The organism is Streptomyces sp. NPDC091972 (assembly GCF_044756385.1).
Classification (GTDB): Bacteria; Actinomycetota; Actinomycetes; order Streptomycetales; family Streptomycetaceae; genus Streptomyces.
On the sequence record NZ_JBIVSV010000002.1, the window covers coordinates 558,514 to 583,721 of the forward strand.

Consider the following 25,208-nt stretch of genomic DNA (forward strand, 5'->3'; position numbering starts at 1 on the left):
CTGCCGGTCTGCGTCGACACTAGGTGGCCGGAAAGCGACTGCGAAGTGTACGTTTCATCCATTCGAACGGCACCGGATGGAGGGAACGTCCACGATGCCGGACCCGGCTGTCCCGCCCACCCCACCGGTCCCGCTGGCCGCACTGCTGGCCCGGGAGGACCTGGGGCTGCGGCAGATCGCCGGGCCCTCGGACCCCGCCACGGCGGTCCACTGGGCGCACACCTCGGAGATGGCGGACCCGTACCCGTACCTGCTGGGCGGTGAGCTGCTGCTGACGGCGGGGGTGCACATCCCGGAGGCGGCGGGCTCGGGCACCTACTTCGACGACTACGTGGCGAGGATCGTCGCGGCCGGCGGGGCGGCCCTCGGCTTCGGCGTGGCGCCCGTGCACGACACGGTCCCCCGCGCCCTGGTGGCGGCCTGCGACGCCTACGGGCTGCCGCTGGTCGAGGTCCCGCCCGAGACCACCTTCTCCGGTGTGGCCCGGGCCGTCTGGCAGTTGATGGCCCAGGCCCGGCACGCGGAGCTGCGCCGCGTCACCGAGGCCCAGCAGAGCCTGGCCGCGGCCGCCTCCCGCTCCGACCCGGTGCCGTCGGTGCTGCGCCAGCTCGCCCAGCGGGTCGGCGGGTGGGCGGTGCTGTACGGCCCGGAGGGCACGGAGGTCGCGGCGGCGGGCAGGCGGCAGGGCGACGGGGAGCTGGCGCGGTTGAGCCGGCTCGTCACCGAGCGCTCCTCCACCACGGCCACCGACACCACCGCCGGCCTCCATCTGGCCGCCTACGCCCTCGGCGCCGGGCACGGCTTCGTCCTCGGGGTCGCCGCGCCCCGCCGCGACCCCGGCGACCACACCATCGCCTCCGTCGCCGCCGTGCTGCTGTCGCTGCTCACCGGTGAGCACCAGAGCGGGTCGGAGGCGGCGCGCTCGTCCGCCCTGGTACGGCTGCTGCTGGGCGCCCCGGCCCAGGACGTGGCCCCGCTCCTCGGTGGCGAGCGGTGGGTCGTCGTGCACGCCCGGCCCGACAGTCCCGCCGCTCCCGACCCGGTCGTGGCCTCCGCGCTCGGCGCGGCGCTCGGGTCGCCGCTGGTGGACGTGGCCGGGGACGTCGTACGGGTGCTGCTGCCCGCCGACCGGGAACCGGCCCCGCAGCCCGGGTGGACGCTCGGGGTCAGCGCGGCCGCCGGACCGGCGGAGTGGACGGTCGCCGACGCCCAGGCGGGCCGTGCGCTGGCCCGCGCCCGCGCGACCCGCGCCGGGCTCGTCCGGTACGGGGCCCGTCCCGCCCTGGCCGACCTGGTGCCGGAGCCGGACGCCGAGGCGCACGCCCGGGCCCTCCTCGCCCCGCTCTCCCCCGCCCTCACCGAGACCCTGCGCTCCTGGCTGTCCCTGCACGGCAGCTGGGACCGTACGGCGGTCGCGCTGGAGGTGCACCGCAACACCGTCCGGCAGCGGATCGCGAAGTGCGCGGCGCTGCTGGAGCTGGACCTGGACGACCCGGACGTACGGATGGAGCTGTGGTTCGCGCTGCGCCGGCCATGACCGGGTGAGCCGTGTCCCAGCGTGCGGGATGCGCGGCGGTCCCGTGAAGGCGTGCCTCAGAATGGGAGGCATGCCGATACCCGGGACACCCAGCCGCGCCGAGCTCGTCGACCACCTCGTGAAGACCCGTATCGCGGGCGAGGTGGCCACCCCGCGGGAGAACAACCTCTCCCACTACCGCCAGCTCGCGAACGGCAACCGCCACTACTGGCTCGGGCTGGAGCTCGGGGAGCGGTGGACCGACGAGCAGGACGTGCTCGCGGTGATGGCGGAGCGGGTGGGCGTCAACGACGACCCGGAGTACCGGTACGGCCAGGACACCATCGATCCCGAGCTGACCGTGAGCGCCCTGGAGCGGATGGCGGCCAGGCTGCGCAAGGCGGCGGACGGGCAGCAGCGGGTGCTGTTCGCGACCGGCCACCCCGGCGGACTCCTCGACGTCCACCACGCCACGGCCGCCGCGCTGCGCGCCGCCGGCTGCGAGATCGTGGTCATCCCGGACGGGCTCCAGACGGACGAGGGGTACGTCATGCAGTTCGCGGACGTGGCGGTCCTGGAGCACGGCGCCACGCTGTGGCACACCCACTCCGGCGACCCTATGAAGGCCATCCTCACGGCCCTGGAGCGCGAGGGCCGCCCGCTGCCCGACCTGGTCGTCGCCGACCACGGCTGGGCGGGGTACGCGGGCCGGCACGGCGTGGACTCCGTGGGCTACGCCGACTCCAACGACCCGGCCCTCTTCGTCGGCGAGGCGGAGGGCACCCTCCAGGTGACGGTCCCCCTCGACGACCACGTGGTGAGCCCGCGCTACTACGACCCGATGACGGCATACCTGCTCGACGAGGCGGGCCTGCGGTAGCGCCCCGCGGCGGAACGGGACGGCCGGCTGCGGGAGCGCCGAGGAACGCGGGTGCGGCGGCGGCCGACGAGACCGGCTCGCCGGTGGCGGTGATCGACACCACCCGGCACCGGTCCGCGGACTCCGGCACCACGAGCCTCACGGCCGGGAAGCAGCACTACGACACCCGCTCAAGACTCGGCGCCGAGGAACGTCGGTGCGGCGGCGGCCGACGAGACCACGGCCACCCGTGCCCGACTCCGGCGCTGAGAGACACACGGCGGAGACAAGCGGCCGCGTGCTGCGACGGCAAGGGACGCGCGGGTGCGTGGTCCCCTGCGACTGAGGCGGGACGGGACGGACGGCGACGTCCTGACACCGGCCCGGGGCTCGGCGCCGAGGCACGGGTGGCGGGCGACAAGACCACGGCCAGTCGGCACCCCGTGCCCGGACTCCGGCACGGACAGACGCACGGCGGAGAGCAGCGGCCGCGCGCGCTGCGACGGCAAGGGAAGCGGGGACGAGGTCCGTCACCGCGAGCCGCGCGGCCGGGACGAACGGCAGCATCCCGGCGCCCGCTCAAGGTTGGGCGCCGAGGAGCGTGCGTGCGACGGGCGACGAGACCATGGCCACCGGCATCGGCCTAGGGCTCGGCGCCGAGGCATGGGGGGCAACGGCCGAGACCACACTCACCCGGCACCCGTGCCAGGACTCCGGCACCTCCAGGCACGCGGCGGAGACGAGCGGCCGCGCGCTGTGACGGCAAAGGGCGCGGGGACCGGGTCCGGCGCCCCGACCCGCCCGGCCGGGGCGGACGGTGGCGTCCCGGCGCCCGCGGGGGTCGGTGCGAGGCTGCTCAGGGGTGTCGGGGTGCGCGGACCACGCCCTCCTGGATCACCGAGATGGCCAGGCGGCCGTCCTGGGTGTAGATGCGGGCCTGGCCGAGGCCGCGGCCGCCGGAGGCCGACGGGGACTCCTGGTCGTACAGGAGCCATTCGTCGGCGCGGAAGGGGCGGTGGAACCACATCGCGTGGTCCAGGGACGCGCCGACCACGTCACCGACCGCCCAGCCGCCGCGCCCGTGCGCGAGCAGGATCGAGTCGAGGAGCGTCATGTCGGAGACGTACGTGGCGAGGACGACGTGCAGGAGCGGGTCGTCCGCGAGCTTGCCGTTGGTGCGGAACCAGACCTGGGAGTGCGGTTCGCGCGGCTCGCCGTACTGCCCGAACGGCGGCTCGTCCACGTACCGCAGGTCGATCGCCTCGCGGGCCTCGAGGAAGCGCTCCACGACCGTCGGATCGAGGTGGTCGTAGCCGCGCAGCCGGTCCGCGGAGGTGGGCAGCGTGGCCGGGTCGGGGGCGGCCGGCATGGCGGCCTGGTGCTCGAAGCCGTCCTCGTGCCGCTGGAAGGACGCGGAGAGGGCGAAGATCGGCTGGCCGTGCTGGATCGCGAGCACGCGGCGCGCGGTGAAGGAGCGGCCGTCGTTCATGCGGTCGACCGTGTAGACGATCGGCGCGCCCGGGTCGCCGGGACGCAGGAAGTACGCGTGCAGGGAGTGGGCGAGCCGGTCCTCGGGGACCGTCCGCCCCGCGGCGACCAGCGCCTGTGCCGCGACCTGACCGCCGAAGACGCGGGGGACGACGGCGGGGCGGGAGTGGCCGCGGAAGATGTCCTCCTCGATCTGCTCGAGGTCGAGCAGATCGAGGAGGTCCTGGAGTGCCTGGCTCATGGAGCTGTTGTACCGGCCGTCGGTTTCGTGCGGCCTACAGGCCCATGTCCTTCGCGATGATCGTCTTCATGATCTCGCTGGTGCCGCCGTAGATGCGGTTGACGCGGTTGTCCGCGTACAGGCGGGCGATCGGGTACTCGTTCATGAAGCCGTAGCCGCCGTGCAGCTGGAGGCAGCGGTCGATGACGCGGTGCGCGACCTCGGTGCAGAACAGCTTGGCGCTGGCGGCCTCGGCCGGGGTCAGCTCACCGGCGTCCAGGGCCTCCAGGGCGCGGTCGGCGACGGCCTCGGCGGCGTCCACCTCGGCCTGGCAGGCGGCCAGTTCGAACTTGGTGTTCTGGAAGGAGGCGACGGGCTTGCCGAAGACCGTGCGGTCCTGCACGTACTCCTTGGCGAACCGGACGGCGGCCTTGGCCTGGGCGTAGGCGCCGAAGGCGATGCCCCAGCGCTCGGAGGCCAGGTTGTGGCCGAGGTAGTAGAAGCCCTTGTTCTCCTCGCCGAGGAGGTCCTCGACGGGGACCTTCACGTCGACGAACGCCAGCTCGGCGGTGTCGGAGGTCTTCAGGCCGAGCTTGTCCAGCTTGCGGCCGATGGAGTAGCCCTCGGACTTGGTGTCGACGGCGAACAGGGAGATGCCGTGGCGGCGGTCCTCGGCGGTGGGCGCGGAGGTGCGGGCGCAGACGATCACGCGGTCGGCGTGCACGCCGCCGGTGATGAAGGTCTTGGAGCCGTTGAGGACGTAGTGCGTGCCGTCCTCGGAGAGCTTGGCGGTGGTCTTCATGCCCGCGAGGTCGGAGCCGGTGCCCGGCTCGGTCATCGCGAGGGCCCACATCTCCTCGCCGGTGACGAACTTCGGCAGGAAGCGCTTCTTCTGCTCGTCGGTGGCGAGCATCTTGATGTAGGGCAGGCCCAGCAGGACGTGCACGCCGGAGCCGCCGAACTGCACGCCCGCGCGTGCGGTCTCCTCGTACATGACGGCCTCGAACTTGTACGAGTCGATGCCGGCGCCGCCGTACTCCTCGTCCACGCGGATGCCGAAGATGCCGAGCTCGGCGAGCTTGTAGTAGAAGTCGCGCGGCGCCTGGCCGGCCTGGAACCACTCGTCGTAGACCGGGACGACCTCGGCCTCGATGAAGGCGCGCAGGGTCTCCCGGAACGCCTCGTGGTCCTCGTTGAACACCGTACGGCGCACCGCCGCCACCTCCACCTGACTGAATGGGTCCATGTCTAAGCGCTTGCTCAGAACATCAAGGTACCGGCGGGTAGGGAGAGGCGTCCAGAGCTGCTCCCGTAACGCTCGTCACGCCGCCGCGGCCGCGAACGCCCCCCTGGCCATGCGGTGCAGCAGCTCCGCCGTGGCGCCGCGGCCCGGCAGGGAGCCGGGGCGGCCCAGGTGCGGGGTGGAGTTCAGGAGGCCGAAGACGGAGTGCACGGCCGAGCGGGCCGCGGGTTCGGCGAGACCGGGGTAGACCTCGCGCAGGCTCGCCACCCACAGCTCGACGTACTGGCGCTGGAGCTGCCGCACCAGCTTGCGGTCGCTGTCGCGCAGGCGGTCCAGCTCGCGGTCGTGCAGGGTGATCAGGGGGCGGTCGTCCAGCGCGAAGTCGATGTGGCCCTCGATCAGCGAGTCCAGCAGCGCCTCGGGGTCCTGGCCGCCCGCCTCGGCGACCCTGCGCTTGCCGCCCGTCAGGAGACGGCCGCTGATGCCGACCAGCAGCTCCGCCAGCATCGCGTCCTTGCCCGCGAAGTGCCGGTAGAGCCCGGGACCGCTGATGCCGACCGCCGCGCCTATCTCGTCCACGCCCACGCCGTGGAACCCCCGCTCGGCGAACAGCCGCGCGGCCTCCTTGAGGATCTGCTCGCGGCGGCTGGGGGCGTCGGTTCTGGTGGCCATGGAGGCAATTCTAGACAGGGAGGTTAGCGGTCGTTAACCTGATGGAAATGGTTAACGCTCATTAACAGGCGATCACTGGGTGAGGGGACCGCGGGACATGGATCAGGCACCCGAGCTGACGAGCGCGGCAGATCCCGCGTCGGCGGCCTGGAAGGCCAACGAGGAGGCCCACCGGGCCCTCGTGGACGAGCTGCGGGACAAGCTCGCCGCCGCCGGGACGGGCGGCGGCGAGAAGGCGCGCGAGCGGCACACCGCGCGCGGGAAGCTGTTGCCCAGGGACCGGGTCGACACCCTCCTGGACCCCGGTTCGCCGTTCCTGGAGCTGGCCCCGCTCGCCGCCGACGGGATGTACGACGGGCAGGCCCCGGCCGCCGGGGTCATCGCCGGGATCGGGCGGGTCAGCGGGCGCGAGGTCGTCGTCGTCGCCAACGACGCGACCGTCAAGGGCGGCACGTACTACCCGATGACGGTCAAGAAGCACCTGCGGGCGCAGGAGGTCGCCCTGGACAACCGCCTCCCCTGCGTCTACCTCGTGGACTCCGGCGGCGCCTTCCTGCCCATGCAGGACGAGGTCTTCCCGGACCGCGAGCACTTCGGGCGGATCTTCTACAACCAGGCCCGGATGTCCGGCGCGGGCATCCCGCAGATCGCGGCGGTGCTCGGCTCGTGCACGGCCGGGGGCGCCTACGTCCCCGCCATGAGCGACGAGGCGGTCATCGTCCGCAACCAGGGCACGATCTTCCTCGGCGGCCCGCCCCTCGTGAAGGCCGCCACCGGCGAGGTCGTCACCGCGGAGGAGCTCGGCGGCGGCGAGGTGCACTCCCGGATCTCCGGCGTCACCGACCACCTCGCCGAGGACGACGCCCACGCGCTGCGGATCGTCCGGAACATCGTCGCGACCCTCCCCGCGCGCGGGCCGCTGCCGTGGTCGGTGGAGCCAGTGGTGGAGCCGAAGGTCGACCCCCACGGCCTCTACGGCGCGGTGCCGGTGGACTCCCGCACCCCCTATGACGTCCGCGAGATCATCGCGCGCATCACCGACGGCTCGCGTTTCGCCGAGTTCAAGGCGGAGTTCGGGCAGACCCTGGTCACCGGCTTCGCCCGGATCCACGGCCACCCGGTCGGGATCGTCGCGAACAACGGCATCCTCTTCTCCGAGTCGGCCCAGAAGGGCGCCCACTTCATCGAGCTGTGCGACCAGCGCGGCATCCCGCTGCTGTTCCTCCAGAACATCTCGGGCTTCATGGTGGGCAAGGACTACGAGGCCGGCGGCATCGCCAAGCACGGCGCCAAGATGGTGACCGCGGTCGCCTGCACGCGCGTGCCCAAGCTGACGGTCGTCGTCGGCGGTTCGTACGGCGCCGGCAACTACTCGATGTGCGGCCGGGCCTACTCTCCCCGCTTCCTGTGGATGTGGCCCAACGCCAAGATCTCCGTCATGGGCGGCGAGCAGGCCGCCTCCGTCCTCGCGACCGTCAAGCGGGACCAGTTGGAGTCCCGGGGGGAGACCTGGTCCGCCGAGGACGAGGAGACCTTCAAGGACCCGATCCGCGCCCAGTACGAGCGCCAGGGCAACGCCTACTACGCCACCGCCCGGCTCTGGGACGACGGGGTCATCGACCCGCTGGACACCCGTCAGGTGCTCGGCCTGGCCCTGACCGCATGCGCCAACGCGCCGCTGGGCGACCCCCAGTTCGGCGTCTTCCGGATGTGAGGACCCATGTTTGACACAGTGCTTGTCGCCAACCGGGGCGAGATCGCGGTCCGCGTCATCCGCACGCTCAAGGCTCTGGGCGTACGCTCCGTCGCCGTCTTCTCCGACGCCGACGCCGACGCGCGGCACGTCCGGGAGGCCGACACCGCCGTACGGCTGGGGCCGGCGCCGGCCGCGGAGAGCTATCTGTCCGCCGAGCGGCTGCTGGAGGCGGCCGCCCGCACCGGCGCCCAGGCCGTCCACCCCGGCTACGGCTTCCTCGCGGAGAACGCGGCCTTCGCCCGCGCGTGCGCCGACGCCGGGCTGGTCTTCATCGGGCCGCCCGCCGACGCCATCGCCCTCATGGGCGACAAGATCCGCGCCAAGGAGACCGTGCAGGCGGCCGGTGTGCCCGTGGTCCCCGGCGGCCGGGACCCCGAACTCGTCGAGGCGGCGCGCGCGTTGGGCGCCCCGGTGCTGCTCAAGCCCAGCGCGGGCGGCGGCGGCAAGGGCATGCGGCTGGTCCGGGACCTCACCGTCCTGGAGGAGGAGATCGCCGCCGCCCGCCGCGAGGCCCGCACCTCCTTCGGCGACGACACCCTGCTCGTGGAGCGTTGGGTCGACCGGCCCCGGCACATCGAGATCCAGGTGCTCGCGGACGGCCACGGCCACGTGATCCACCTCGGCGAGCGCGAGTGCTCCCTCCAGCGCCGGCACCAGAAGATCATCGAGGAGGCGCCCAGCGTCCTCCTCGACGAGGACACGCGCGCGTCGATGGGCGAGGCGGCGGTCGAGGCGGCCCGCTCCTGCGGCTACCGGGGCGCGGGCACGGTGGAGTTCATCGTGCCGGGCGACGACCCCTCGTCGTACTACTTCATGGAGATGAACACCCGGCTCCAGGTGGAGCACCCGGTCACCGAGCTGGTCACCGGACTCGACCTGGTGGAGTGGCAGCTCCGGGTCGCCGCGGGCGAGCGGCTGCCGTACGGGCAGCAGGACGTCTCCCTCACCGGGCACGCGATCGAGGCCCGCGTCTGCGCGGAGGACCCCGCCCGCGGCTTCCTGCCGTCCGGCGGCACGGTGCTGCGCCTGCGCGAACCCCAGGGCGACGGCGTCCGCACCGACTCGGGGCTCAGCGAGGGCACCGAGGTCGGCAGCCTGTACGACCCGATGCTGTCCAAGGTCATCGCGTACGGCCCGGACCGCGCGACCGCGCTCAGGAAGCTGCGGGCGGCCCTCGCGGAGACGGTGACGCTCGGCGTCCAGACCAACGCGGGCTTCCTGCGCCGGCTCCTCGCCCATCCGGACGTGGTGCGGGGCGAGCTGGACACCGGGCTCGTCGAGCGGGAGGTGGACGACCTGGTCTCCACCGACGTGCCGGAGGAGGTGTACGAGGCGGCGGCGGCCGTACGCCTCGACGCGCTGCGGCCTCGCGAAGAGGGCTGGACCGATCCGTTCTCGGTGCCGAGCGGCTGGCGGCTGGGGGGCACCCCGAAGCCCGTGGGCTTCCACCTGCGGGTGCAGGACCCGGTGGAGTACGTCCCGCGCGGCACCCACACCGTCACCGGCGACCAGGTCACCGTCACCCTCGACGGCGTCCGGCACACCTTCCACCGCGCCGCCGACTGGATCGGCCGGGACGGCGACGCCTGGCACGTGCGGGACCACGACCCGGTGGCCGCGTCCCTGACCCGCGGCGGGCACGCGGGGGCCGACTCCCTCACCGCCCCCATGCCCGGCACGGTGACCGTCGTGAAGGTCGCGGTCGGGGACGAGGTGGCCGCCGGGCAGAGCCTGCTCGTGGTCGAGGCGATGAAGATGGAGCACGTCATCTCCGCCCCGCACGCCGGCACGGTCGCCGAACTGGACGTCACGCCGGGCACCACGGTCGCGATGGACCAGGTGCTCGCCGTCATCGCCCCGGTGGAGGAGGAGAAATGACGCTCCCCATGGTCCTGCCGGAAGCGGGGCTCCCCGCCCGGGTCCGCATCCACGAGGTCGGCGCCCGCGACGGCCTCCAGAACGAGAAGTCGACCGTGCCGACCGAGGTCAAGGCGGAGTTCGTGCGGCGCCTCGCCGAGGCCGGGCTGACGACGATCGAGGCGACGAGCTTCGTCCACCCGAAGTGGGTGCCCCAGCTCGCCGACGCGGAGCAGCTGTTCCCGCAGATCAGCGACCTCCCGGTGGACCTCCCCGTCCTCGTGCCCAACGAACGCGGCCTGGACCGGGCCCTCGCGCTCGGCGCGACCCGCGTCGCCGTGTTCGCGAGCGCCACCGAGTCCTTCGCCAAGGCCAACCTCAACCGCACGGTCGACGAGGCGCTGGCGATGTTCGAGCCGGTCGTCGCGCGGGCCAAGGCCGAGGGCGTGCACGTCCGCGGCTACCTGTCGATGTGCTTCGGCGACCCGTGGGAGGGCGCGGTCCCGGTCCCCCAGGTCACCAGGGTCTGCCGCGCCCTGCTCGACATGGGCTGCGACGAACTGAGCCTCGGCGACACCATCGGGGTGGCCACCCCGGGCCATGTGCGGGCGCTGCTGACCGAACTCGACGTCCCGGTCGAGAAGGTGGGCGTGCACTTCCACGACACCTACGGCCAGGCGCTCGCCAACACCCACGCCGCCCTCCAGCACGGCGTCACCACCGTGGACGCCTCCGCGGGCGGCCTCGGCGGCTGCCCGTACGCCAAGTCCGCCACCGGCAACCTCGCCACCGAGGACCTGGTGTGGATGCTTCAGGGCCTCGGCATCGACACCGGTGTCGACCTCGGCCGTCTCGTCGCCACCAGCGCCTGGATGGCCGAACACCTGGGCCGACCCAGCCCGTCCCGCACCGTCCGCGCCCTCTCCCACCAGGAGTGAACCCCCGATGGACCACCGTCTCTCATCCGAGCTGGAAGAACTCCGCCGTACCGTCGAGGAGTTCGCGCACGACGTGGTGGCGCCGAAGATCGGCGAGTACTACGAGCACCACGAGTTCCCGTACGAGATCGTCCGCGAGATGGGCCGCATGGGCCTGTTCGGGCTGCCGTTCCCCGAGGAGTACGGCGGGATGGGCGGCGACTACCTGGCCCTCGGCCTCGTCCTCGAGGAACTCGCGCGCGTGGACTCGTCGGTGGCCATCACCCTGGAGGCCGGCGTCTCCCTGGGCGCCATGCCGCTGCACCTGTTCGGCACCGAGGAGCAGAAGCGCGAGTGGCTGCCCCGGCTGTGCTCGGGCGAGATCCTGGGCGCCTTCGGCCTCACGGAACCGGACGGCGGCAGCGACGCCGGGGCGACCCGGACGACGGCCCGCCTGGACCCGGACACCGACGAGTGGGTCATCAACGGCACCAAGTGCTTCATCACCAACTCCGGCACCGACATCACCGGCCTGGTCACCGTCACCGCGGTCACCGGCCGCAAGCCCGACGGCAGGCCGCTGATCTCCTCGATCATCGTCCCCTCGGGCACCCCGGGCTTCACGGTCGCCCCGCCGTACTCGAAGGTCGGCTGGAACGCCTCCGACACCCGTGAGCTGTCCTTCTCCGACGTCCGGGTCCCGGCGGCGAACCTGCTGGGCGAACAGGGCCGCGGCTACGCCCAGTTCCTGCGCATCCTCGACGAGGGCCGGATCGCCATCGCGGCGCTCGCGACCGGGCTCGCGCAGGGCTGTGTGGACGAGTCCGTGAAGTACGCCAAGGAGCGGGAGGCGTTCGGGAAGCCCATCGGCGCCAACCAGGCCATCCAGTTCAAGATCGCCGACATGGAGATGAAGGCCCACACCGCCCGGCTCGCCTGGCGGGACGCGGCCTCGCGCCTGGTCTCCGGCGAGCCCTTCAAGAAGGAGGCGGCCCTCGCCAAGCTGTACTCCTCCACGATCGCGGTGGACAACGCCCGCGAGGCCACCCAGATCCACGGCGGATACGGCTTCATGAACGAGTACCCGGTGGCCCGGATGTGGCGCGACTCCAAGATCCTGGAGATCGGGGAGGGCACCAGCGAGGTCCAGCGGATGCTGATCGCACGGGAGTTGGGGCTGGTGGGGTAAACCGCAGCTCACAGAGCACCCACAGCTTCGACGGGGCGGCGCCCCGCCCTCTGGACATTCGATGAGGTTAGGCTAACCTACGTTCGAACTTGTCCGGCGGGCGCTCAGCCCCGTTCGAAAGCAGCCACACATGTCCAACGCAAGAGCCGCCCACCTCACCCGCCGTGGCATCCTCGCCGCGGGCGGCGCACTCGGCCTCGGCGCCGTGCTCGCGGCCTGCGGTGACGACGACTCCAGCAGCGAGGGCTCTGGCAAGGGGACCACGGCCGCCAAGTCCGGGGCGTGGACCTTCAAGGACGACCGAGGCACGACCGTCAAGCTCGACAAGGTCCCCACGAAGATCGTCGCCTTCGTCGGCGTCGCCGCCGCGCTGTACGACTACGGCATCGAGGTCAAGGGCGTCTTCGGCCCCACCAAGACCAAGGACGGCAAGGCCGACGTCCAGGCCGGCGACATGGACGTCAGCAAGCTGACCGTCTTCGGCAACGTCTGGGACCAGTTCAACGTCGAGCAGTACGCGGCCTTCGCGCCCGAGGTCCTCATCTCCACGACCTTCGACAGCGCCGGCACCCTCTGGTACGTCCCCGCGGCCTCCGCCTCCAAGATCGCCAAGCTGGCGCCGAGCGTGGCGGTCTCCGTGTACGACCGTCAGATCACCACGCCCCTCCAGCGGGTGTGGGAGCTGGCCGAGTCCCTCGGCGCCGACATGAAGGCGGCGAAGGTCACCGACGCGAAGAAGCGGTTCGAGGCGGCGTCGGAGCGGCTGCGCGCCGCGGCCAAGGCCCACCCCGACATCAAGGTGCTCGCCGGGTCCGCCGCCCAGGACGTCTTCTACGTCTCCGGCACCAACCTCTCCATCGACCTGGAGTACTTCAAGGCCCTCGGCGTGAACTTCGTGGAGCCCCCGGCGTCCGTGCTCAAGGCGTCCGGCGGCTGGTACGAGTCGCTGAGCTGGGAGAACGTCGACAAGTACAAGGCCGACATCATCATGATGGACGACCGTACGGCGACGATCCAGCCGGCCGACATCACCGAGGCCACCTGGAAGAAGCTGCCCGCGGTGAAGGCCGGGCAGGTCATCGCCCGCTCGCCCGAGCCGATCCTGTCGTACGACAAGTGCGTGGCGATGGTGGAGAACCTCGCGAAGGCGATCGAGACCGCGAAGAAGGTCAGCTGACCCCCACACCTTCCTGAGCCTCAGGAGCTCTGTATGACTACGGCCGTAGCCGCCCCGTTCCGTTTCTTCTCCCTCCAGGTCGTGCGGACGAGGCGGCTCGGCCCGTCTCTGGTCCGGGTGAGTTTCACCGGTGAGGATCTCCGGCACTTCTTCTCCGACGGGCGCGACCAGTCGCTGTCCCTCTTCCTCCCCGCCGAGGGGCGCACCGAGCCCGGAGTTCCCGTCGAACTCGGGGACGGGTGGTGGCAGGCGTGGCGGGAGCAGCCCGATGACGTGCGGGCCGTGATGCGGTCGTACACGCTACGGAGCCTCCGCCGGGACCCCGACGAGATCGACATCGACTTCGTGCTGCACGAGCCCGCCGGGCCCGCGTGCGCATGGGCCGCGCGGGCCCGCGCCGGGGACAGGGTGCAGTTGCTCGGGCCCGCGATCGCCGACAACCGGGCGATCCGGTTCCGGCCGCCCGCCGACACCGACCTCGTGCTGCTGTGGGGCGACGAGACCGCCCTCCCCGCCGTCTCCGCGATCCTCGAAGACCTCCCCGCCGGGCAGCGCGCCCGTGTCTGGCTGGAGGTGCGGGAGGCGGGGACCATCCAGGACCTCACGACCGGCGCGGACGCCGAGATCACCTGGCTCGTCGGGGAGAAGGCGCTGGACGCCGTCCGTGAGGCACAACTCCCGCCCGCCGAGCGGCCGTACGCGTGGATCGCGGGCGAGTCCGGGTGCGTGAAGGAGCTGCGGCGGCACTTCGTGCGCGAGCGCGGGATCGACCGGCGCCGCGTCACCTTCGTCGGCTACTGGCGCCACGGCATGACCGAGGAGCAGCTCCGGGCCGCGGAGTAACTCCCGTCGACGTGACGCCGGTCACGGGTGGGGCAGGTTTCGCCTCGCGTTAATTAGGTTAGGCTTACCTAAGTTGAAGCCCGGGTATCCGCCCCGCTCCTGCCCCGTCCCGTACGGATGTCCCCACCGGAGGACCCCCACATGCGCTCGCACCTGCTCAACGACACGACCGCGGAGAGCTACCGCCGCTCCGTGACCGAAGGAATCGAGCGGGTGGCGGCCAAACTCGCCACCACCACAAGGCCGTTCACCGGCGTCTCCGTCGACGCCCTCTCCCCCCGCATCGACGAGATCGACCTCGACAAGCCCCTGCTGGACACGGCGGCGGTGCTCGACGAGCTGGAGGACGTCTACCTCCGGGACGCGATCTACTTCCACCACCCCCGCTACCTCGCCCACCTCAACTGCCCGGTCGTCATCCCGGCCGTGCTCGGCGAGGCCATCCTCTCCGCCGTCAACTCCTCCCTGGACACCTGGGACCAGTCGGCCGGCGGCACCCTGATCGAGCGCAAACTGATCGACTGGACCACCGCGCGCATCGGCCTGGGCCCGGTCGCCGACGGGGTGTTCACCTCGGGCGGGACGCAGTCCAACCTCCAGGCCCTGCTGCTGGCCCGCGAGGAGGCCAAGGCGGACACGACGGCCAGGCTGCGTGTCTTCGCCTCCGAAGTCAGCCACTTCAGCGTGAAGAAGTCCGCCAAACTCCTCGGCCTGGGCGCCGACTCGGTCGTCTCCATTCCCGTGGGCGCCGACAAGAGGATGCAGACCGTCGCCCTCGCCCGCGAGCTGGAGCGCTGCAAGCAGGACGGCCTCGTCCCCATGGCCGTCGTCGCCACCGCCGGCACCACCGACTTCGGCTCCATCGACCCGCTGCCCGAGATCGCCGAGCTGTGCGAGCAGTACGGCACCTGGATGCACGTCGACGCCGCCTACGGCTGCGGGCTGCTCGCCTCGGTCAAGTACCGGGACCGCATCGACGGCATCGAGCGCGCCGACTCGGTCACCGTCGACTACCACAAGTCCTTCTTCCAGCCGGTGAGTTCGTCCGCCGTACTGGTCCGCGACGCCTCCACGCTGCGCCACGCCACCTACCACGCGGAGTACCTCAACCCGCGCCGCATGGTGCAGGAACGTATTCCCAACCAGGTGGACAAGTCCCTCCAGACCACCCGCCGCTTCGACGCCCTCAAGCTGTGGATGACCCTGCGCGTGATGGGCGCCGACGGCATCGGCCAGCTCTTCGACGAGGTCTGCGACCTGGCCGCCGAGGGCTGGAAGCTGCTCGCCGCCGACCCGCGCTTCGACGTGGTCGTCGAGCCGAGTCTCTCCACGCTCGTCTTCCGCTACATCCCGTCCTCGGTCACCGACCCGGCCGAGATCGACCGCGCCAACCTGTACGCCCGCAAGGCCCTGTTCGCCTCCGGCGACGCGGTGGTCGCGGGCACCAAGGTGCAAGGCCGCCACTACCTGAAGTTCACCCTGCTCAACCCCGAGACGACGGTCGAGGACATGTCCGTCGTGCTCGACCTGATCGCCGGCCACGCCGAGCAGTACCTGGGAGAGTCCCTTGACCGCGCGTCCTGAGAACCCGTCCACCGTCCACGATTTCGTGGGGATCGGGCTGGGCCCGTTCAACCTGGGCCTTGCCTGCCTGACCGAGCCCATCGCCGAACTCGACGGGATCTTCCTGGAGTCGAAGCCCGACTTCGAGTGGCACGCCGGCATGTTCCTGGACGGCGCCCACCTCCAGACCCCGTTCATGTCGGACCTGGTCACCCTCGCCGACCCGACCTCGCCGTACTCCTTCCTCAACTACCTGAAGGAGAAAGGCCGGCTGTACTCGTTCTACATCCGCGAGAACTTCTACCCGCTGCGGGTGGAGTACGACGATTACTGCCGCTGGGCCGCCGGCAAACTGAGCTGCGTCCGCTTCGGCACGACGGTGACCGAGGTCCGCCACGAGGACGAGCTGTACGTCGTGACGACGTCCGACGGCGACACCTTCCGCGCCCGCCACCTGGTCCTCGGCACCGGCACCCCGCCGTACGTGCCGGAGGCCTGCCAGGGGCTGGGCGGTGACTTCATCCACAACTCCCGCTACATGCAGCACCGTGCGGAGCTGGTGAAGAAGGAGTCCATCACCCTGGTCGGCTCGGGCCAGTCCGCCGCCGAGATCTACTACGACCTCCTCTCGGAGATCGACGTCCACGGCTACCGGCTGAACTGGGTGACCCGCTCCCCGCGCTTCTTCCCCCTCGAGTACACCAAGCTCACGCTGGAGATGACCTCCCCGGAGTACATCGACTACTACCGCGAGCTCCCCGAGGCCACCCGCTACCGGCTCACCGCTGAGCAGAAGGGCCTGTTCAAGGGCATCGACGGCGACCTCATCAACGAGATCTTCGACCTGCTCTACCAGAAGAACCTCGGCGGCCCGGTCCCCACCCGGCTGCTCACCAACTCCTCGCTCACCGGCGCGCGGTACGAGAACGGCACGTACACGCTCGCCTTCCGCCAGGAGGAGCAGGAGAAGGACTTCGAGATCGAGTCGCAGGGCCTGGTCCTCGCGACCGGCTACAAGTACGCCGAGCCGGAGTTCCTGGCACCGGTCAAGGACCGCCTGGTCTACGACTCCCAGGGCAACTTCGACGTCTCCCGTACCTATGCGATCGACGTGACGGGCAGAGGCGTCTTCCTGCAGAACGCCGGTGTCCACACCCACAGCATCACCAGCCCCGACCTGGGCATGGGCGCCTACCGCAACAGCTGCATCATCCGGGAGCTGCTCGGCACCGAGTACTACCCGGTCGAGAAGACGATCGCGTTCCAGGAGTTCTCCGTATGACCTTCACCTTCCGCCCCCTCGACCCGCTGAAGGACGCCGAGCTGCTGCACGGGTGGGTCACCCACCCCAAGGCGGCGTTCTGGATGATGCAGGACGCGAAGCTGGAGGACGTCGAGCGGGCCTACATGGACATCGCGGCCGACGAGCACCACCACGCGCTGCTGGGTCTCGACGAGGACGGCGAGCCCGCGTTCCTGATGGAGAAGTACGACCCCGCCCACCGCGAGCTGGTCGGGCTGTACGAGCCCCGGCCCGGTGACGTCGGCATGCACTTCCTCACCCCGGCGACCGACACGCCCGTCCACGGCTTCACCCGGTCCGTCATCACCGCCGTGATGGCCCACCTCTTCGAGGACCCGGCCGTCGAGCGGGTGGTCGTGGAGCCGGACGTCGCCAACAAGGCCGTCCACGCCCTGAACGAGGCGGTCGGGTTCGTGCCCGAGCGCGAGATACAGAAGCCGGAGAAGAAGGCCCTGTTGAGCTTCTGCACAAGGGAGCGCTTCTTCAGAATTCAACACAGCGTGGCAGCCACGGGGGTGACCGCGTGAGCCTCGCCGACACCGTGGCCCACCTCTCCCCCGAGCGCTGGGAGACGGCCAACCGCCTGCTGGTCCGCAAGGGCCTCGCCGAGTTCGCGCACGAGCGGCTCATCGAGCCCGAGGAGACCGACAAGGACCAGTACGTCGTCCGCAGCGACGACGGCAAGACCCGCTACGACTTCACGGCCGTGCGCCGTGCCCTGGACCACTGGCAGGTCGACGCCGACTCCATCACCCGGCACCGCGACGGCACGGAACTCCCGCTGGCCGCGCTGGACTTCTTCATCGAGCTGAAGGACACCCTCGGCCTGAGCGACGAGATCCTGCCGGTCTACCTGGAGGAGATCTCCTCCACCCTCTCCGGCACCTGCTACAAGCTCACCAAGCCGCGCATCCCGGTCGCCGAGCTCGCCAGGAGCTCCTTCCAGGACATCGAGACCGGGATGACCGAGGGCCACCCGTGCTTCGTGGCCAACAACGGCCGGCTCGGCTTCGGCATCCACGAGTACCTCTCGTACGCCCCCGAGACCGCGAGCCCGGTCCGTCTGGTCTGGCTCGCCGCCCACCGCTCGCGCGCCGCGTTCACGGCCGGGGTCGGCATCGAGTACGAGACCTTCGTACGGCAGGAGCTGGGCGAGGACACCGTGGAGCGCTTCCACGGCGTGCTGCGGGACAAGGGCCTCGACCCGGCCGACTACCTCCTCATCCCCGTCCACCCCTGGCAGTGGTGGAACAAGCTCACCGTCACCTTCGCCGCCGAGGTCGCCCGCGACCTGCTGGTCTGCCTCGGCGAGGGCGACGACGAGTATCTGGCCCAGCAGTCCATCCGGACCTTCTTCAACCGGTCGCACCCCGAGAAGCACTACGTGAAGACGGCCCTGTCCGTCCTCAACATGGGCTTCATGCGCGGACTGTCGGCCGCGTACATGGAGGCGACCCCGGCCATCAACGACTGGCTCGCCCAGCTCATCGAGGGCGACCCGGTCCTGAAGTCCACGGGCCTGTCGATCATCCGCGAGCGGGCCGCCGTCGGTTACCGGCACCTGGAGTACGAGGCCGCCACGGACCGCTACTCGCCGTACCGCAAGATGCTGGCCGCGCTGTGGCGCGAGAGCCCCGTCCCGTCCCTCCAGGACGGCGAGTCGCTCGCGACGATGGCCTCCCTGGTCCACGTCGACCACGAGGGCCGGTCCTTCGCGGGCGCCCTCATCGAGCGGTCGGGCCTTGCCCCGGCCGACTGGCTGCGCCGCTACCTCCGCGCCTACTACACCCCCCTCCTGCACAGCTTCTACGCCTACGACCTGGTGTTCATGCCGCACGGCGAGAACGTCATCCTGGTCCTGAAGGACGGCGTGGTGGAGCGGGCGATCTACAAGGACATCGCCGAGGAGATCGCCGTCATGGACACCGAGGCGGTGCTGCCGCCGACGGTCGAGCGGCTGCGCGTGGAGGTCCCCGACGACACGAAACTGCTGTCGATCTTCACGGACGTCTTCGACTGCTTCTTCCGCTTCCTCGCCGCGAACCTCGCCGCCGAGGGAGTCATGGAGGAGGAGGACTTCTGGCGCACGGTCGCCGAGGTCACCCGCGACTACCAGCACTCGGTGCCCGAACTGGCCGACAAGTTCGCCCGGTACGACATGTTCGCGCCCGAGTTCGCCCTGTCCTGTCTCAACCGCCTCCAGTTGCGCAACAACCGGCAGATGGTGGACCTGGCGGACCCGTCCGGCGCCCTCCAGCTCGTCGGCACCCTGAACAACCCCATCGCGGGCCTGTAGTACGGCCCGACAGCCGGGCCTGGCCCGGGAGTACGGTCCTCCCGGGCCACGGGTGCCAGAATTCACCCATGGCGGAAATCCTCCAGAAGGACGGCACATGGGTCTTCGACGGCGACGCCCTGCGGCTGACTCCGGGACGGGACAAGAACGTCGGCCTCCTCCGCAAGGAGCTCGGTGAACTCGTCGTCCCCCTGGGCGCGTTGGCGGGCATCTTCTTCGAACAGGGCAGGAGGACCGGCCGGTTGCGGCTGCGGCTGCGGGACGGCGCCGACCCGCTGCTGCTCGCGACCGGCGGCCGGCTGGCCGAGCCGCACGACCCGTACCAGCTCACCGTCGAGTCGGACCGTTACGGCGTCGCCGAGTACTTCGTGGACGAGGTCCGCAGCGCCCTGCTCCTGGACCAGGTCCCCACCGGCCCGGTGGACGCGTACCTGCTGCCCGGCCCGGCCGTCCCCCTCGCGTACTCCGCGGGGGACGGCACCGCCGCCTTCGACGGCGAGCACATCCGTCTGGAGTGGAACTGGAAGACGGAGGACGCCAAGGCCTCCGCCGGCCCCCGCACCCTCGCCCTGGCCGACGTCGAAGCCGTGGAGTGGCAGCCCTCGGTCGGTCTGGAGAACGGCCACCTGCGCTTCACCGTCCGGCACGCCCCGACCAAGGCCCCGGCGAAGTACGACCCCCACGCGGTCGAGCTGTGGGGCTTCAAGAAGGACCCGCTGATGGCGCTGGTCGCGGCGGCGGTCCAGGCCAGGCTCCCCCACCCGGCCCGGGCCGCCGCCGTCGACGCACGGACATCACTCACCGCACGGCCCGAGACGCCCTCTCCCCCGGTCGCCCCCGCCGAGGACGGTCACGACGCCCTCCTGCGCCGGCTGCGCGAGCTCGGTGAGCTGCACCGCACGGGTGTCCTCACGGACGAGGAGTTCGCCCTGGCCAAGCAGGCGGTCCTCAAGCGGATGCTGCATCACCCCGGGGGATGACCCCCGGCCCCCGCGGAAAAGCGGTCACTTCGCCCTGCGCGCCACGGTGAAGTGGTCGATGCGGTCACCGGTCTCGGCGATGCCCGACACCTTCAGCCTGGCGTAGTGGCCGCGTGCGGCGGGTTCCACGTCCACGCGCAGGAAGGAGTAGTTGAGGTAGCGCACCCGGGACCAGGCCACCGTCTCGTCGACCTTGCCGTCCTTGGTGTTGACGAAGGAGGAGACGGAGTCGCGCTCGTTCAGGTGGCCCTCGTAGGAGTCGGGCGCGGAGAACGCGTACAGGCTGCGGCCCGCGGCACCCGCCGTGACGTAGACGACGCCCTCGGTCTCGGGGTACGCGGTCCCGCCGATCGGGAGCTTCTTGGCGACCTTGTCGCCCTTGATGACGTCGGTGCGCTCGTACTGGTGGTTGTGACCGTTGATCACCAGGTCCACGTGGTACTTCTCGAACAGCGGCACCCACTCCTGTCGCACGCCGCCTTCCGAGGCGTGCGCCGTGGAGGTGCAGTAGGCGCAGTGGTGGAAGAACACGATGACGAAGTCGATGTCCTTCGCGGCCCGGTACTTCCTGAGCTGCCGCTCGAACCAGGTGGTCTGGGTGCCGCCGGAGATGCCGAGGTTGGCCGGGATCTCGTAGGAGACGTCGTTGGGGTCGAGCGAGATGATCGCGGTGTTGCCGTAGACGAAGGAGTAGACGCCCGGCAGGTGCTTCTTGTCGGGTCCGTTGTCGGGGAGCGTGAAACGGGCCTCCTCGCCGCCGTAGCCGTTGGGCGAGTACCAGGCCTCCATGTCGTGGTTGCCGTACGACACCATCCACGGCACGGACTTGGCGACGGACTCGGTCTGGGCGAGGAACTGGTCCCACACCCGTGCGTCGAAGCCGGTGTCGGCGGTCATGCCCTGGCCGGCCGGGTCGGCGTAGGCGATGTCGCCGGCGTGCAGGTGGAAGGCCGGGTTCTGGCCGAGGAGCAGGCTGTCGTTGGCCAGGCCGTGGTAGCTGACGCCCTGGTCGCCGAAGGCGGTGAAGGTGAACGGCTTCTTGTGGGCGGGTGCGGTGGTGAAGGTGCCCAGGGTGCCGGTCAGGTGCGGCTCGGCGGGGTCGAAGCCCTGGTGGCCGACGCCGTAGTAGTAGGTCTGGCCGGGGCGCAGGTGGGTCAGCCTGGCGTGCAGGTAGTACTGCGTGTGGTCGCCGCCGGCGCCGACGCCGGCCGGGGTGTACAGGGTGCGCACCTCGGCCTCGATCCTGCGGGAGAGGTCCCAGGGGCGGGCCCCGATCCGGATGAAGGGCTTCTTGACCGCGACCGGCACCTGCCAGGAGACGGTCATCTCGGTGCGTGCGTCGTTGCCGTAGGCGAGGTGGCGGCCGAAGGGGGCGACGAGGGCGCCGTCGACGCTCTCGGCGCCGGCGAAGGTCCGCGTCGGGGTGGCGGCCCGGGCGACGGCACCCGGTACGAACGCGCCACCCGCGACGGCGCCCAGCGTGACGGCGCCGCCTCTGATCATCGTGCGCCGGGAGAACCTGGCGCGCAGGTACTCGTGCTGCTCGGCCATGCTCATGCGGTCGGCGAGCGTCTCGGGTACGCCCATGCGAGGAATGTCCATGGCGTCTGAAAGTCGTCGCCATGAGCAACGAGGTGTGGGACGCGGGATGGACAGCGCACGAACAGACGTCCATAAGACCATCAACAGCCTCCTGCCCGATATCGGGCAGGATTCTTGCGAAACGGCTCCCGGTACCCCAGGATCTACCGGGTGCACGACGAACTCGTTGATCATCTGACGCGGTCCACGCCCCTGAACCGGGGCGAGGCGCTGCGGGTGATCCAGGACGTGCTCGCCTTCTTCGACGAGACGACCGAGGACTACGTCCGTCGCCGCCACCGCGAGCTCCAGGCCCAGGGCCTGGTGAACGCGGAGATCTTCGGACGGATCGAGGCGGACCTCAAATATCGAGCGGTGGCGCCGCCGGAGCTGACGCTCAGGCAGTTGCGCCGCATGGTCTACGGCTAGGGGACACAGCTACATGTGCGGAATTGTCGGATACATCGGGAAGCGTGATGTCGCCCCTCTGCTCCTGGAGGGCCTCCAGCGCCTCGAGTACCGCGGTTACGACTCGGCGGGCATCGTCGTCACCTCGCCGAAGACGGCCGGGCTGAAGATGGTCAAGGCCAAGGGCCGGGTGCGCGACCTGGAGGCCAAGGTCCCGGCCCGCTTCAAGGGCACGACCGGCATCGCCCACACCCGCTGGGCCACCCACGGCGCCCCCTCCGACGTGAACGCCCACCCGCACCTGGACGCCGAGGGCAAGGTCGCCGTCGTCCACAACGGCATCATCGACAACGCCTCCGACCTGCGCCGCAAGCTGGAGGCGGACGGCGTCGAGTTCCTCTCCGACACCGACACCGAGGTCCTCGTCCACCTCATCGCGCGCTCCCAGGCGGAGAAGCTGGAGGACAAGGTCCGCGACACCCTGCGGGTGATCGAGGGCACCTACGGCATCGCCGTGATGCACGCCGACTTCAGCGACCGCATCGTGGTGGCCCGCAACGGCTCCCCGGTCGTCCTCGGCATCGGCGAGAAGGAGATGTTCGTCGCCTCCGACATCGCCGCGCTGGTCGCCCACACCCGGCAGATCGTGACGCTGGACGACGGCGAGATGGCCACCCTCAAGGCCGACGACTTCCGCACCTACACCACCGAGGGCACCCGTACGACGGCCGAGCCCACCACCGTCGAGTGGGAGGCCGCCTCCTACGACATGGGCGGCCACGACACCTACATGCACAAGGAGATCCACGAGCAGGCCGACGCCGTGGACCGCGTGCTGCGCGGCCGCATCGACGACCGCTTCTCCACCGTGCACCTCGGCGGCCTCAACCTGGACGCCCGCGAGGCCCGCCAGATCCGCCGCGTGAAGATCCTCGGCTGCGGCACCTCGTACCACGCGGGCATGATCGGCGCCCAGATGATCGAGGAGCTGGCCCGCATCCCCGCGGACGCCGAGCCCGCCTCCGAGTTCCGCTACCGCAACGCGGTCGTCGACCCCGACACCCTGTACGTCGCCGTCTCCCAGTCCGGTGAGACCTACGACGTCCTCGCGGCCGTCCAGGAGCTCAAGCGCAAGGGCGCGCGGGTGCTCGGCGTCGTCAACGTGGTCGGCTCGGCGATCGCCCGCGAGGCGGACGGCGGCATCTACGTGCACGCGGGCCCCGAGGTCTGCGTGGTCTCCACGAAGTGCTTCACCAACACCACGGTCGCCTTCGCCCTGCTCGCCCTGCACCTGGGCCGCACCCGCGACCTCTCGGTCCGCGACGGCAAGCGGATCATCGAGGGCCTGCGCAGGCTGCCCGCGCAGATCACCGAGATGCTGGAGCAGGAGGAGCACATCAAGAAGCTGGCCGAGCAGTACGCCGAAGCCCGCTCGATGCTCTTCATCGGCCGCGTCCGGGGCTACCCGGTGGCCCGCGAGGCCTCCCTGAAGCTCAAGGAGGTCTCCTACATCCACGCCGAGGCCTACCCCGCCTCCGAGCTCAAGCACGGCCCCCTGGCCCTGATCGAGCCGGCCCTGCCCACGGTCGCGATCGTCCCCGACGACGACCTCCTGGAGAAGAACCGGGCCGCCCTGGAGGAGATCAAGGCCCGCAGCGGCCGGATCCTGGCCGTCGCCCACCAGCACCAGGAGAAGGCCGACGAGACCATCGTGGTCCCGAAGAACGAGGACGAGCTGGACCCGATCCTGATGGGCATCCCCCTCCAACTCCTGGCGTACCACACGGCCCTGGCCCTGGGCCGGGACATCGACAAGCCGCGCAACCTCGCGAAGTCGGTGACGGTCGAGTAGGGCACTCCGGGGCGCGGGGCTGTGTCGATCTGCGGCTACCGCCGCGTGGGCGCGAGCAACCCCCACTGCCCGCGGAGGCCGGACAACGAGGACGGACCCCACGTGATGCCACCCGGCACCGGGGGTCCGTCTCGTCGCCGGGGAGCCGCCCAACCCCCCGGCCCGGGCGGCTAGCCGGTGGCCGTCACGCCCCGGCCGGCCGCACGCCTCGACAGCACCGTCGGCCAGTGCGCGAGCAGCGCGGTCGCCGCGTACCAGGAGACCGCCCCCGCCGCCACGGCGAACCAGCCCCCGGCCTTCGCGAGACCGTCGCTGTCGGCGAACACGCCGATCGCGAGCAGCACGAGGGACACGAAGAACAACCCGTGCACGGCCTGGCCGAGTTGGTCGCCGCCGCCCGCGAGGGTGAGCGAGAGCGCCACGAGGGCGAACAGCAGCAGGAACAGACCGGCGGCGTTCTCCGAGACCTGGCTGTCGGCCGACACGGCCCACGTGAACCACAGGGCCCCGAGCGCCGCGAACGCCGTACCGGACGCGGCGTCGCCGTCGCGGAAGGCCAGCAGTCCGGCGACGAAGAGGGCAACGCCCCCCACGTACTGGGCGATTGACATGGCGTCAGCGGCCGTCACACCGTCGATGACCTCGGTGTGGCCGAGTCCGAACGCCAACAGGGTGATTCCCAGGGCCAGTCGGCCGACCGCGGTGGTGGTTGCGCTTCCCGCGGAGACGTCTTTGTCCACGGCGGGCTCCCTTCGTGCGGGTGCGGTGGTGCGATGACCCCTATATGCCCTTCACAAGGGCACAAACACCTCTACGCACGAGTAGCTTCGTCCATCTCACCAGGGAGAACGGCGAGTTACGGGATGACGATGACGGGCCGCTTCGCCCGCTTGGCGAGCCGTCCGGCGACGGAGCCGAAGATGCGTCCGACGATCCCGTGGGTGGAGCCGACGACGATCGCGTCCGCCTCGTACTCCCGCCCGACCTCCTCGAGCTCGTGACAGATGTCGCCGCCGCGCTCGACGAGGATCCAGGGGACCTCGGCCAGGTAGTCCGCACAGGCGAGCTCGAGGCCGAGCACCTCGGTGCGGTGGTCCGGCACGTCGACGAAGACCGGCGGCTCGCAGCCGGCCCACACGGTGGTGGGCAGCCGGTTGGCGACGTGCACGATGATCAGGCCCGAGCCGGAGCGATGGGCCATGCCGATCGCGTACGCCAGGGCGCGCTCACTGGACGTGGAGCCGTCGAAGCCGACCACGACGCCGTGCTTGAAGGCGGGATCGCAGGAGTGGCGTGGCTCTTCCGCCGCCAGGGGCTCGGCCGCCGTCGGATCGGCGACGGGCCGCTTGCGGTCCGCTGGTTCGAAGAATTCGTGACCGGCCATGGCTGTCTCGGCGTTGTGATCCTTGTGTGGGAGGGACGACCGTGAGCGACGGAGCTGTGTCCGGGAATCATCTTCCCAACCCCATACCCCCAAGGGTACGGCGG

General features: G+C 70.9%; 22 protein-coding genes. 16 read left to right on the top strand and 6 right to left on the bottom strand.

All coding sequences use genetic code 11. The features are described 5' to 3' along the window. Window positions 1-94 precede the first annotated feature (94 nt). From ACIQJT_RS07745 to ACIQJT_RS07755, 3 genes are all read left to right on the top strand, one after another. A complete protein-coding gene (locus tag ACIQJT_RS07745; RefSeq protein WP_402640813.1) occupies window positions 95-1,537 on the top strand; it encodes a PucR family transcriptional regulator ligand-binding domain-containing protein in 1,443 nt (480 codons plus the stop codon). 70 nt (window positions 1,538-1,607) lie between these two features. Continuing rightward, window positions 1,608-2,396 carry a phosphatase gene (locus tag ACIQJT_RS07750; protein ID WP_365449990.1) on the top strand — a complete coding sequence of 263 codons (789 nt, stop codon included), beginning with the start codon at window positions 1,608-1,610 and terminating at the stop codon, window positions 2,394-2,396. 580 nt (window positions 2,397-2,976) lie between these two features. Beyond that, window positions 2,977-3,135, top strand: coding sequence for a hypothetical protein (locus ACIQJT_RS07755; protein WP_365449988.1), 159 nt, complete (start codon window positions 2,977-2,979; stop codon window positions 3,133-3,135). 96 nt (window positions 3,136-3,231) lie between these two features. Here the strand turns inward: ACIQJT_RS07755 and ACIQJT_RS07760 are convergent, their stop codons facing one another. The 3 genes from ACIQJT_RS07760 to ACIQJT_RS07770 form a co-directional block, all read right to left on the bottom strand. Next, window positions 3,232-4,104, bottom strand: coding sequence for an acyl-CoA thioesterase (locus ACIQJT_RS07760; protein ID WP_402640817.1), 873 nt, complete (start codon window positions 4,102-4,104; stop codon window positions 3,232-3,234). 34 nt (window positions 4,105-4,138) lie between these two features. Beyond that, window positions 4,139-5,296, bottom strand: a complete 1,158-nt coding sequence (locus ACIQJT_RS07765; RefSeq protein ID WP_053848864.1) for an acyl-CoA dehydrogenase family protein — start codon at window positions 5,294-5,296, stop codon at window positions 4,139-4,141. 108 nt (window positions 5,297-5,404) lie between these two features. Continuing rightward, complete coding sequence (locus tag ACIQJT_RS07770; RefSeq protein ID WP_402640820.1) at window positions 5,405-5,998, bottom strand: TetR/AcrR family transcriptional regulator; 594 nt, start codon at window positions 5,996-5,998, stop codon at window positions 5,405-5,407. 97 nt (window positions 5,999-6,095) lie between these two features. Between ACIQJT_RS07770 and ACIQJT_RS07775 the strand changes: the two genes are divergently transcribed. The 11 genes from ACIQJT_RS07775 (at window position 6,096) to ACIQJT_RS07825 (ending at window position 19,879) form a co-directional block, all read left to right on the top strand. Beyond that, window positions 6,096-7,712, top strand: coding sequence for a carboxyl transferase domain-containing protein (locus tag ACIQJT_RS07775; RefSeq protein WP_402640823.1), 1,617 nt, complete (start codon window positions 6,096-6,098; stop codon window positions 7,710-7,712). A 6-nt stretch (window positions 7,713-7,718) separates the two neighbouring features. Continuing rightward, window positions 7,719-9,632: an acetyl/propionyl/methylcrotonyl-CoA carboxylase subunit alpha gene (locus tag ACIQJT_RS07780; protein ID WP_402640826.1), complete on the top strand. Its 1,914-nt coding sequence runs from the start codon at window positions 7,719-7,721 to the stop codon at window positions 9,630-9,632. Continuing rightward, the gene (locus ACIQJT_RS07785; protein ID WP_365449978.1) at window positions 9,629-10,549 is read left to right on the top strand and encodes a hydroxymethylglutaryl-CoA lyase; all 921 of its coding nucleotides are present in this window, start codon (window positions 9,629-9,631) and stop codon (window positions 10,547-10,549) included. The genes ACIQJT_RS07780 and ACIQJT_RS07785 overlap by 4 nt, the downstream gene beginning before the upstream one ends. A 7-nt stretch (window positions 10,550-10,556) precedes the next feature. Beyond that, a complete protein-coding gene (locus ACIQJT_RS07790) occupies window positions 10,557-11,717 on the top strand; it encodes an acyl-CoA dehydrogenase family protein (RefSeq protein WP_402640830.1) in 1,161 nt (386 codons plus the stop codon). A 130-nt stretch (window positions 11,718-11,847) separates the two neighbouring features. After that, window positions 11,848-12,894, top strand: coding sequence for an ABC transporter substrate-binding protein (locus ACIQJT_RS07795; RefSeq protein ID WP_365449974.1), 1,047 nt, complete (start codon window positions 11,848-11,850; stop codon window positions 12,892-12,894). Between the two features lie 33 nt (window positions 12,895-12,927). After that, the gene (locus ACIQJT_RS07800; protein ID WP_402640832.1) at window positions 12,928-13,737 is read left to right on the top strand and encodes a siderophore-interacting protein; all 810 of its coding nucleotides are present in this window, start codon (window positions 12,928-12,930) and stop codon (window positions 13,735-13,737) included. Between the two features lie 141 nt (window positions 13,738-13,878). Continuing rightward, window positions 13,879-15,321, top strand: a complete 1,443-nt coding sequence (gene desA, locus ACIQJT_RS07805; protein WP_402640835.1) for a lysine decarboxylase DesA — start codon at window positions 13,879-13,881, stop codon at window positions 15,319-15,321. Then, complete coding sequence (locus ACIQJT_RS07810) at window positions 15,305-16,582, top strand: lysine N(6)-hydroxylase/L-ornithine N(5)-oxygenase family protein (protein ID WP_365449968.1); 1,278 nt, start codon at window positions 15,305-15,307, stop codon at window positions 16,580-16,582. The genes desA and ACIQJT_RS07810 overlap by 17 nt, the downstream gene beginning before the upstream one ends. Beyond that, on the top strand, window positions 16,579-17,130 hold the full coding sequence (locus ACIQJT_RS07815; protein ID WP_402640837.1) for a GNAT family N-acetyltransferase: 552 nt from the start codon (window positions 16,579-16,581) through the stop codon (window positions 17,128-17,130). The genes ACIQJT_RS07810 and ACIQJT_RS07815 overlap by 4 nt, the downstream gene beginning before the upstream one ends. Beyond that, the gene (locus ACIQJT_RS07820) at window positions 17,127-18,899 is read left to right on the top strand and encodes an IucA/IucC family protein (protein WP_402640839.1); all 1,773 of its coding nucleotides are present in this window, start codon (window positions 17,127-17,129) and stop codon (window positions 18,897-18,899) included. Before ACIQJT_RS07815 ends, ACIQJT_RS07820 begins: the two co-directional genes overlap by 4 nt. A 68-nt stretch (window positions 18,900-18,967) precedes the next feature. Next, window positions 18,968-19,879 (top strand): DUF4429 domain-containing protein, encoded by a 912-nt coding sequence (locus ACIQJT_RS07825; protein ID WP_402640842.1) that lies wholly within the window; start codon window positions 18,968-18,970, stop codon window positions 19,877-19,879. Window positions 19,880-19,903: 24 nt separating this feature from the next. On the opposite strand, the gene ACIQJT_RS07830 is transcribed toward ACIQJT_RS07825, so the two are convergent. After that, the gene (locus ACIQJT_RS07830) at window positions 19,904-21,466 is read right to left on the bottom strand and encodes a fibronectin type III domain-containing protein (protein WP_402640844.1); all 1,563 of its coding nucleotides are present in this window, start codon (window positions 21,464-21,466) and stop codon (window positions 19,904-19,906) included. 165 nt (window positions 21,467-21,631) lie between these two features. On the opposite strand from ACIQJT_RS07830, the gene ACIQJT_RS07835 reads away from it, so the two are divergent. Both ACIQJT_RS07835 and glmS read left to right on the top strand, forming a co-directional pair. Then, window positions 21,632-21,889 carry a hypothetical protein gene (locus ACIQJT_RS07835; RefSeq protein ID WP_402640847.1) on the top strand — a complete coding sequence of 86 codons (258 nt, stop codon included), beginning with the start codon at window positions 21,632-21,634 and terminating at the stop codon, window positions 21,887-21,889. Window positions 21,890-21,902: 13 nt separating this feature from the next. Then, window positions 21,903-23,720, top strand: coding sequence for a glutamine--fructose-6-phosphate transaminase (isomerizing) (gene glmS, locus ACIQJT_RS07840; protein ID WP_365449958.1), 1,818 nt, complete (start codon window positions 21,903-21,905; stop codon window positions 23,718-23,720). Between the two features lie 170 nt (window positions 23,721-23,890). On the opposite strand, the gene ACIQJT_RS07845 is transcribed toward glmS, so the two are convergent. Beyond that, window positions 23,891-24,460 (bottom strand): GPR1/FUN34/YaaH family transporter, encoded by a 570-nt coding sequence (locus ACIQJT_RS07845; RefSeq protein WP_402640851.1) that lies wholly within the window; start codon window positions 24,458-24,460, stop codon window positions 23,891-23,893. Between the two features lie 116 nt (window positions 24,461-24,576). Beyond that, complete coding sequence (locus ACIQJT_RS07850; RefSeq protein WP_020123262.1) at window positions 24,577-25,104, bottom strand: universal stress protein; 528 nt, start codon at window positions 25,102-25,104, stop codon at window positions 24,577-24,579. Window positions 25,105-25,208: the final 104 nt, after the last annotated feature.